At 46.1% G+C, this 1,958-nt stretch carries 4 protein-coding genes; 3 read left to right on the top strand and 1 reads right to left on the bottom strand.

Features of this window, described 5'->3' with window-relative positions; translation table 11 throughout:
- A partial coding sequence (locus tag ACTHUM_RS12495; protein WP_440403010.1) for a toxin-antitoxin system YwqK family antitoxin occupies nt 1-250 on the top strand: 250 nt, incomplete at its 5' end.
- 45 nt (nt 251-295) lie between these two features.
- Here the strand turns inward: ACTHUM_RS12495 and ACTHUM_RS12490 are convergent.
- Nucleotides 296-856 (bottom strand): adenine phosphoribosyltransferase, encoded by a 561-nt coding sequence (locus tag ACTHUM_RS12490; protein ID WP_063076010.1) that lies wholly within the window; start codon nt 854-856, stop codon nt 296-298.
- 168 nt (nt 857-1,024) lie between these two features.
- Here ACTHUM_RS12490 and gmk point away from each other — a divergent pair, with 168 nt between their 5' ends.
- Together gmk and rpoZ are read left to right on the top strand one after the other, a co-directional pair.
- Nucleotides 1,025-1,642: a guanylate kinase gene (gene gmk, locus ACTHUM_RS12485; RefSeq protein ID WP_070461392.1), complete on the top strand. Its 618-nt coding sequence runs from the start codon at nt 1,025-1,027 to the stop codon at nt 1,640-1,642.
- Nucleotides 1,643-1,694: 52 nt separating this feature from the next.
- Nucleotides 1,695-1,901, top strand: a complete 207-nt coding sequence (gene rpoZ / locus ACTHUM_RS12480; RefSeq protein WP_003682294.1) for a DNA-directed RNA polymerase subunit omega — start codon at nt 1,695-1,697, stop codon at nt 1,899-1,901.
- The last annotated feature ends 57 nt before the right edge of the window (nt 1,902-1,958 follow it).

Here is a 1,958-nt window from a genome sequence, read left to right as displayed (position 1 = left end):
TTGGAAACAATGGTATTCAGACGGCAGTCCGAAAACTGAAATGATGATAAGCAATGACAAACCGACGGAGATCATCAGTTGGGATGAAAATGGCCGCGTTGTGTCTGAATTGAGTATTCGCAATGGCAAACGCAGCGGCATCATTTTGGATTGGTATGATGATGGTGCGAAGAAATCCGAGTTGGTTTATAAAGACGACCAGTTGGTGAAAAAAACTTTTTGGGATACGGACGGATACGTCCTCGAATAATTTTAATCATAAAAAACCGCAGGCTGAGCAGCTTGCGGTTTTTTATTACATACAGCCTTTGTTTTGGCACAGGGTAAATAACGGCGCGCCGCTTTCACGGATTTTTTTGCCGCCGTCCAAGTCGGTAAATTCCAAAATGGCAGCCGCTTCGATTACTTCGCCGCCCAGTTTTCGGATCAGCTCGACACCTGCCAGCATTGTGCCGCCGGTTGCCACCAAATCATCTACCAACAAAACGCGCGCGCCCGGCCTGATGGCGTCGGTATGGATTTCTACCGTTGCTTCACCATATTCCAAAGCGTAACTTTGAGAAACCGTATCAAACGGCAGTTTGCCTTTTTTGCGGATGGGGACAAAGCCGACGTTTAGCTGATAGGCCAAAGCCGCGCCAATAATGAAGCCGCGCGCATCCAAGCCCGCAACAACATCAACTTTTTGCCCCATATAGCGGTAAACCAGTAAATCGACCAGCAGGCGGAAATATTCTGCGCTTTGCAAAACGGGAGTGATGTCATGAAACAAAATCCCTTTTTGCGGCCAATTTTCAATTTTACGGATTTTGTCCGCCAAAGCTTCTACGCCCATTACTTCAGGATGAATCAACATCTCGACATTCCGAAATCAAAAAGTTTTTAACGCGATATTGTAGCGGTCATATGCGGACTTGCCAAATTAATCGATACAATAGCCAAATTTTGCAACATGCCGTCTGAAATTCCGAGAAACATTGTGTTGTGTTATAATTTACAGGTACATACCATCGACTAAACCACCATGCAAAATCATAAAAAAGGCAATATTTACATCATTTCTGCCGCTTCCGGCACAGGTAAAACGACCTTGGTGTCGCGCCTGTTGAAAAATCATGACGATATCCGTGTTTCCATTTCTCATACCACGCGCCAGCCGCGAGAGGGTGAGGAACATGGTGTACATTATCACTTTGTTCCCAAAGAAGAATTTGAATCATTGATTGAGCAAAGAGCCTTTTTGGAACACGCCAATGTGTTCGGCAATTATTACGGCACCAGCATTGCCGGCGTAAATTCGCTGAGCGAAGAGGGCTATGATGTAATTTTGGAAATCGATGTGCAAGGTGCGGCACAAGTGCGTAAATCGTTGCCTGAAGCCAGCAGCATTTTTATCCTGCCGCCTTCCTTTGAGGTATTGGCGCAACGTTTGATTGGCCGTGGTACAGACAGCGAAGAAGTTATTCAAACACGCCTTTCAAAAGCCCGTCATGAGATTGAGCAATCCGTTTTGTTCGATTACGTCGTCGTGAATGACGATTTGGATCGTGCCGAAGCCGATTTGTTCCACATTATTAAAGCAGGCCGTCTGAAAAAATCCTCTCAACAGGGATTTATCTCAAACCTGTTGGAAAATTCCTAAAAAACAGCGAAAATAACCGTTTATTTGAAACATAGAAAGAAAGCAAGCAAACATGGCCCGTATTACTACTGAAGACTGCACAGGTAAAATCCCTAACCACTTCGACCTTACCCTCGTTGCCGCCCGTCGCGCACGTCAATTAGAAAACGGCAATACGCCTTTGGTTGACGACATCCGCAACAACAAACCAACCGTTACCGCCCTGCGCGAAATCGCAGCCGGACAAATCGGAACCGAGCTGCTGACCCGCAATAAATAAACCAACCGGCAAACCGATAAAACCGCCGCGCGGACTGTATCGGTGCGATATCACAAC

The sequence above is a fragment of the Neisseria sp. P0021.S006 genome, from assembly GCF_051956895.1.
Note: the sequence above shows the minus strand (reverse complement) of the source record. Positions and strands in the feature narration are given on the sequence as shown.

What these genes read in the sequence shown, in the direction of transcription:
- ACTHUM_RS12490 (WP_063076010.1), bottom strand. Translation starts at nt 856, where the DNA reads ATGTTGATTCATCCTGAAGTAATGGGCGTAGAAGCTTTGGCGGACAAA.
- gmk (WP_070461392.1), top strand. Translation starts at nt 1,025, where the DNA reads ATGCAAAATCATAAAAAAGGCAATATTTACATCATTTCTGCCGCTTCC.
- rpoZ (WP_003682294.1), top strand. Translation starts at nt 1,695, where the DNA reads ATGGCCCGTATTACTACTGAAGACTGCACAGGTAAAATCCCTAACCAC.